A 7,186-nucleotide genomic window follows, 5' to 3' on the forward strand; every position below is an offset into this window, starting at 1 on the left:
CCGCCACCGTTGCCCCGTTTGCCCGAGCCACCCCATGCCCCCTGCGTCGTCGCTGCTCCGCCTGCCCGTGCCCCTGCTGCTGCTCACCCTGGCGTTGGCCGGCTGTGGCGACAAGGAGGCGGCCGACAGCGGCGCGATGACCCAGCCCAGCGCGCAGGCCGCGGCCGCGGCAGACCCGGCGGCCGCGCCACTGCTGGCCGCGCTGCAGAAACAGCTCGACGGCCACCGCCGCATCATCGTGCTGCTGGCCGACGAGGCGCAGCAGTCGCCGGCCGATCGCGCCACCTCCAGCCGCATCGGCCAACAGCTGTTCCACGACGGCCTGGCGCAGCGCGCCGCGATCGCCACGCAGTTCGACACGCTGCTGCGCAGCTCCAGCCCGCAACGCTTCGCCTCGCTGGGCACGGTGCTGGACTACATCGAATCGGCGCCGGAGCTGTTCGATGCCGACCGGCTGGCCTTCCGCGAAGTGCTGCGTGACCTGCACGAGCGCGTGGGCAAGGATTCGTCGCTGCCGGCGGTGAAACTGCACCAGCGGATCGGCGAGGACCTGGAGGCGCTGGATGAGATCGAGCGCAACTACAACCAGGAAATCACCCGCATTTTCAGTCGCTTCGACCGCACCCGGGCGATCGCGCTCAAGCGCGAGAAGTGGGATGACTACATCGCCCACCTGCACGCGCAGTACCGCCGCGACGACATCCTGCGCGACTACGGCGTGATCGAGCCGTACCCGATGTCGATGAAGGACAGCGACCGCGAGATCTTCGGCCGCGACCTGCCGCCCAAGACCGTGGTGCTCACCTTCGACGACGGCCCGCACAAGGCCTACACCGACGAAGTGGTGGCCATCCTGCAGCGCTACGACGTGCCCGGCGTGTTCTTCGAAGTGGGCCGCAACCTTGGTGAAGTGAAGGCCGATGGCAAGGTCACGCTGGGCCCGCTGGCCGGCATCAGCCGCAACCTGATGGAACAGGGGTACGCGGTGGGCAACCACAGCCTGACCCACGCGCAGCTGTCGCGTACCACCGGCGACGCACTGCGCGAACAGGTGCTGTCCACCGACACGCTGCTCAAGGACGTGGATGACAAGCGCGCGCCGCTGTTCCGCTTCCCCTATGGGGCGCGCAACGCCGAAGGCCTGCAGCTGCTCAACGAGGCCGGCCTGAAGTCGATCATGTGGAACATCGATTCGATGGACTGGGCCGACCCGGTGCCGGAGTCGATCGTGCAGCGCGTGGTCGACCAGGTGCAGAAGGAACAGCGCGGCATCATCCTGTTTCACGACATCCATGACCGCGCGGTCAAGGCGCTGCCGCAGATCCTGGACCGGCTGATCGCCGATGGCTACCAGTTCGCCGGCTGGAACGGCCGCGACTTCAGCGTGGCGCGCCCGCGCAAGGGGGCCGGCAGCGCGCCCACCGTCACCACCGGTTACCAGAAGTCCTGGGCGATCGTGATCGGCATCGACGACTATGCCAAGTGGCCGAAGCTGGAGTACGCCAGCCACGATGCACAGGCCATCGCCGACACCCTGACCGGTCAGTTCGGCTTCCCGTCGTCGCAGGTGATCGTGCTGAAGAACCAGCAGGCCACCCGCAACAACATCCTGGCCGCCTTCCACGACCGCCTGGCCGACGACCGCACCGGGCGCGATGACCGGGTGTTCGTGTTCTTCGCCGGCCATGGCGCCACCCGCCGCCTGGCCTCGGGCCGCGACCTTGGCTACATCATCCCGGTGGATTCCCACCCGGACGAGTTTGCTACCGATGCCATCGCGATGACCGACATCCAGAACATCGCCGAGAGCATGCAGGCCAAGCACGTGATGTTCGTGATGGACGCCTGTTACAGCGGCCTCGGCCTGACCCGCGGCGGGCCCTCGTCGTCGGCCTTCCTGCGCGAGAACGCCCGCCGCAGCGCGCGCCAGATGCTCACCGCTGGTGGCGCCGACCAGCAGGTGGCCGATGCCGGCCCGAACGGCCATTCGGTGTTCACCTGGGTGCTGCTGCAGGCATTGGCCGGCAAGGGCGACCTCAACGGTGACGGACTGATCACCGGTACCGAGCTGGCCGCGTACGTGGCCCCGGCCGTGTCGGCGGTGTCGCAGCAGACGCCCGCCTTCGGCAGCCTGCCGGGGTCGCAGGGCGGCGAGTTCGTGTTCCAGGTGCCCGACAGCCAGGAGTACCTCACCGCCGAGACACGCCAGTTGTCGGCCGACGCCATTGCGCTGAACAACAAGGTCGATGCGGCGCAGGACGCCAAGGGCAAGGACGAAGCGCCGGTGACCGTGGCCGACCTGCAAGGCGGCAAGAGCACGCTGGTGGTGCCGGCCGCTGCGCCCACCTCCGACCGCCAGCGCGCGCAGCAGGCCAACGACCGTGGCCTGCAGCTGTACCGCGAGAAGCGCTACGACGAGGCCGTGGCCGAGTTCACCGAGGCCCTGAAGCTGCGCCCGGACTTCGCCCAGGCCGCCAACAACCTGGGCTTCGTCTACTACCGGCAGCAGCGCTATGCCGAAGCGGCCCGCTGGCTGGAGAACACCTTGAAGATCGATCCCTCGCGGGCGGTGGCCCATTTCAACCTGGGCGACGCCTACTTCCATGGCGGCGACACGGCCCGGGCCAAACAGGCCTACCGCACCTACCTGGCCCTGCAACCGCAGGGCAGCAACGCGGCGCAGGCCCGTGCCCAGCTGGAGAAGCTCTAAGCGATGACCACCCCGTCCAACATCGACACCATTGTCGCCATCGCCACTGCGCCCGGTGCCGGCGGCGTCGGCATCGTGCGCCTGAGCGGCCCGCGTGCGCGCGACATCGCCGAGGCCATCGGCGTACGCACGATGCAGCCGCGCCAGGCGCATTACGCCCGCTTCCGCGATGCGCAGGGCGAGGTGATCGACGATGGCATCGCGCTGTGGTTCCCGGCCCCCAACAGCTTCACCGGCGAAGCGGTGGTCGAACTGCAGGGCCATGGCAGCCCGGTGGTGTTGCAGCAGCTGGTCGCGCGCTGCATCGCGCTGGGCGCGCGGCAGGCCCGGCCGGGTGAATTCAGCGAGCGTGCCTTCCTCAATGGCAAGCTCGACCTGGCCCAGGCCGAAGCCATCGCCGACCTGATCGCGGCCAGCGACACCCGCGCAGCGCGCGCTGCGCGGCGGTCGCTGGACGGAGTGTTCTCGCGCCGCGTGGACGAGGTGGCAGAACAGCTTGTTCTGCTGCGCATCCATGTCGAAGCAGCGATCGACTTCGCCGACGAGCCGCTGGACACCCTGGGCGGCGAGCAGGTGCGCGCCGGGCTGGGCCAGGCGCTGCGCGCGCTGGGGCAGCTGCGCGACGATGCCGAACGCGGCCGCAAGCTGCGCGATGGCCTGCATGCGGTGCTGGTGGGACCGCCGAACGCCGGCAAGAGCTCGCTGCTCAACGCACTGGCCGGCAGCGAGCGCGCCATCGTCACCGACATCGCCGGCACCACCCGCGACACCCTGCGCGAAACCATCCGCATCGACGGCCTCGAACTGACCCTGGTCGACACCGCCGGCCTGCGCGACGGCGGCGACGCGATCGAGCGTGAGGGCATGCGCCGCGCGCACGTGGAGATGCAACGCACGGATCTGGCCATCATCGTGCTCGACGCCCGCGACCCGCAGGCCGGGCACGCAGCGGTGGCGGCTGCCCTGGCCGGGGTGCCGCAGCAGCTGTGGATCCACAACAAGAGCGACCTGCTGGAGCAGCTTCCCGCCGACAGCGATCCGAATGTCGTCCACGTCTCCGCCGCCACCGGCCAGGGCCTGGACCGTCTGCACGCCCGCCTGCGCGCACTGGCCAGCGGCAGCGCAGGCGACAGCGTGGACGGCGAGTTCTCTGCCCGTGCCCGCCATGTTGAAGCGATCGTGCTGGCCATCGGCCACGCCGAGCGCGCCGACGCCGAGCTGGTCCACGAACACCTGGAGCTGGCCGCCGAAGAACTGCGGCTGGCGCATGAGGCGCTGGGGGAGATCACCGGGCGGATGAGCGCCGATGATCTGCTGGGGCGCATCTTCTCCAGCTTCTGCATCGGGAAATAGGGGGCATTTCTTCCCGCTGTCATACCGCACCACCACAATGTGCCGGTCCATCCACGCCCCGCCGCGTCGGCGCGGGCCGCATTACACAGGGGTTTGCAGTGTCGAAGTTGTCGTGGGGTTGTGCCTTGCTGTTGTCGCTGGCCGTGGCACCATCGGTGGCCATGAGCGCTGAATCTTCCCCTCCCGGGCCGCGCAAGGCGGCGGTGTACGGCCATCGCGGCGCCAGTGCGTTGCTGCCCGAACATACCCTGGCCGCCTATGCCCAGGCCATCGCCGACGGCGCCGACTACATCGAACCGGACCTGGTGATGACCAAGGACGGCGTGCTGGTGTCCCGGCACGAGAACGAGATCGGCGGCACCACCGACGTGGCCGCCCGCCCGGAGTTCGCCAGCCGCAGGACGGTCAAGACCATCGACGGCGAGCGCATGGAAGGCTGGTTCACCGAAGACTTCACCCTGGCCGAGTTGAAGACGCTGTACGCCCGCGAGCGCCTGCCGCAGCTGCGCAGCACCGCCTTCGACGGCCAGTTCCGCATCGCCACCCTGGACGAGATCATCGCCTTCCTGGTCCAGCAGGCCGGCCGTGCCAACCGTGGCATCGGCCTGGTACCGGAGATCAAGCACGGCACCTACTTCAAGGGCATCGGCCTGCCGATGGAAGACAAGGTGCTGGCCACGCTGCAGGGCAACGCCTATACCCGCGTGGCGCCGGTGACGATCCAGTCGTTCGAAGTGGGCAACCTGCGTTACCTGCGCAGCAAGCTGGCACGCGATTCCAACATCCGCCTGCTGCAGCTGATCGGTGACCCGAAGCAGCAGCCCGGCGACGTGCTGGCGGCCAAGGGCAGCCAGCGCTACGCCGACATGCTCACCCCGGCCGGATTGGAGCAGGTAGCCGCCTACGCCGACGGCATCGGACCGAGCCTGCGCCTGGTCATTCCGCTGGACGCTGCCGGCAAGCTCGGCACGCCTACGTCGCTGGTGCGCGATGCACATGCGGCAGGGTTGATGGTGGTTCCGTACACGTTCCGCCCGGAGAATCCGTTCCAGGCCGCCGAGTTCCGCACGGGCGAAGCCAACGCGCGCAACGCCGAGGGTTCGGTGGCTGAAATGCGCGCTTATCTCGCCACCGGCATCGATGCCTTCTTCACCGACGACCCGGCGCTGGGCCGGCGCGCGGTGGATGGCGATGGCACGGCGGTGGCAAACCCGTAGGTACCGACCGGGCCATGCCGCAACTGTCCTTGCCGACCGCGCGCTGCGCGCGCTACCGTGCCCGGCAGACAAGGAGGTCGCATGCTGATCGGGCATCGCTACGAACACACGCCGGACGGCGATCTACGCATTCGCTCACACAACCACGTGCTCGGTGGCCTGGTGCTGATGTTCCTGGCCATCGGCTTCGGCGTCCCCACGGTGGTGCTGATGGAGGGAATGAAGGCCGGCTCACTGGTGAATACGCTGCTGGTAGGGTTGGCGATGCTGTTGCTGCCCGCGATGAGCCTGCTGGCGCTCTGGTCGTCGGCGCCGCGGGAGACCCTCACCCTGTCTTGGCGCAACGACGTGGTTGAACGCCGCCGCCGGATGCTGCTGGGCCTGCGTGAGCAGGTCGAGCAGTTCGCACTTGGCCGCCCCGTTGCGCTGGAGTTGCGCGTCCGCAAGGATGCCCGGCCAGCCATCGGCACGCTCTGGATGATCCTGCCCGACGGACGCGAACAGTGCCTCAGCCCCGGCAACTTCGCGCTTTTGCCGGGCCGACCGTCGACAGAGCGGTGGCTTGGCGAAGTTGCCGGCTACCTGCAGGTGGCGGTCACCCGCGTCGAACGGGATGCTGCCGGTGCAGATGCCCGCCCGGTGGCCCCATTACCGGCCTGGCGGCGGCGCGCAGCGGCCTTCAACGCGGTGCATGCCCCGCCGCCCCGCGTGGCGCGGAAAGCATCCACCCCCAATGCGCCGACAGCATCCGACCCGAACGACAGGATCGGCTTCCTCGCCCGTGTGGTGGTCGCGTTGTTCGGGCTGTTCCTGGCGGTACTGGAGCTGTCCCAGGCACTGGCAGTGGGAACGGCGCTGTTCACCGGACGCCTGCGTGTCAGCGGATTCCGCACCGGATCGCACAGCTACCTGTGGGACGAGCGTCCCATGGCGTTCTCGGTCCACACGCTGTTCGGCGTGGTGGAAGTGCTGGTGGTGGGCTACATCGCCTGGCAATGCCTGCGCATCAGTGCCACCGGCGTGATCAAGCCACCGAAGTGAACCGCCGTTACTCGCGCGGTGCACCCGGATCGCGCGGACGGAAGGGCAGCACCACGAAGTCCTGCCCTTCGCGCGGCTGCCACAGTACCGGCACGCGGTGCGGGGAGGGCGGTTCGAGGTCGTTGTCACGCTGCAGCTGCAGGTCGTCCTCGTCTTCTTCCTCTTCCCAGCTGTAGCGCTTGCGCGGGGCCATCGGGTCGGACAGGCGGAACAGCAGTGCGCTGATGATGCCGGCGAAGGCACCGCCCATGTGCGACTGCCAGGACACCCCCGGCTCGTGCGGCAGGATGGTGATGAGCATGCTGCCGTAGAACAGGAAGGCGATCAGGCCGGCGGCAATGGCCGGCCGGTCGCGGCGCAGCAGGCCCAGCACGAAGATCAGGAACATCAGGCCGTGGGTGATGCCGCTGGCACCGAGATGGCGGCTGCCCAGGTCACCCAGCAGCCAGGCACCCAGTCCTGAGCCGACCCACAGCAGGGGCAGCGCGCGCACGGTGGCTTTGGGATAGACGCTGCCGGCAAGGGTGCCGAGGATCAGCAGGGCGAATGCATTGGCGCCCAGGTGCTGCACCGAACCGTGCAGCAGCGGTGCACCGAGGATGCCGAGCAGGCCGGCCTTGTCCAGCGGGGCCACGGCCCACGGGCGCCAGTCGAAATGACCCTGCGCGGTGTAGATGGCCACCAGCACCAGCACGAAGGCCAGGCTCAGGTTGAACGCCCGCAGCACGCGACCGCGGTCGTTGCGGGGAGAGGTCGGCGGCTCGCCGGCGGGCAGGGGCAGGTTGGCGTTCATACCCTTAGGGATTGCGTCGCCCGGGCTGAACACAAGGGCAACGCGGCGGGAGAGAGTAGTGCCACCGGCGGG

Annotated in this window: 5 protein-coding genes; 4 read left to right on the forward strand and 1 reads right to left on the reverse strand. The window is 68.9% G+C overall.

From position 1 onward, the window contains the following. Positions 1 to 34 precede the first annotated feature (34 nt). The 4 genes from DBR34_RS03080 to DBR34_RS03095 all read left to right on the forward strand — a co-directional run bounded on the left by DBR34_RS03080 (position 35) and on the right by DBR34_RS03095 (position 6,321). Complete coding sequence (locus DBR34_RS03080) at positions 35 to 2,710, forward strand: polysaccharide deacetylase family protein (protein WP_128095651.1); 2,676 nt, start codon at positions 35 to 37, stop codon at positions 2,708 to 2,710. Positions 2,711 to 2,713: 3 nt separating this feature from the next. Then, positions 2,714 to 4,063, forward strand: coding sequence for a tRNA uridine-5-carboxymethylaminomethyl(34) synthesis GTPase MnmE (gene mnmE, locus DBR34_RS03085; RefSeq protein ID WP_128095652.1), 1,350 nt, complete (start codon positions 2,714 to 2,716; stop codon positions 4,061 to 4,063). Between the two features lie 161 nt (positions 4,064 to 4,224). Further along, a complete protein-coding gene (locus tag DBR34_RS03090) occupies positions 4,225 to 5,280 on the forward strand; it encodes a glycerophosphodiester phosphodiesterase (RefSeq protein WP_128095653.1) in 1,056 nt (351 codons plus the stop codon). Between the two features lie 81 nt (positions 5,281 to 5,361). After that, on the forward strand, positions 5,362 to 6,321 hold the full coding sequence (locus DBR34_RS03095; protein ID WP_128095654.1) for a hypothetical protein: 960 nt from the start codon (positions 5,362 to 5,364) through the stop codon (positions 6,319 to 6,321). Between the two features lie 7 nt (positions 6,322 to 6,328). Here the strand turns inward: DBR34_RS03095 and DBR34_RS03100 are convergent, their stop codons facing one another. Beyond that, complete coding sequence (locus DBR34_RS03100; RefSeq protein WP_128095655.1) at positions 6,329 to 7,114, reverse strand: rhomboid family intramembrane serine protease; 786 nt, start codon at positions 7,112 to 7,114, stop codon at positions 6,329 to 6,331. Between the last annotated feature and the right edge of the window lie 72 nt (positions 7,115 to 7,186).

The sequence above is a fragment of the Stenotrophomonas sp. HMWF003 genome (assembly GCF_003061285.1).
GTDB classification, from domain to species: domain Bacteria; phylum Pseudomonadota; class Gammaproteobacteria; order Xanthomonadales; family Xanthomonadaceae; genus Stenotrophomonas; species Stenotrophomonas maltophilia_AP.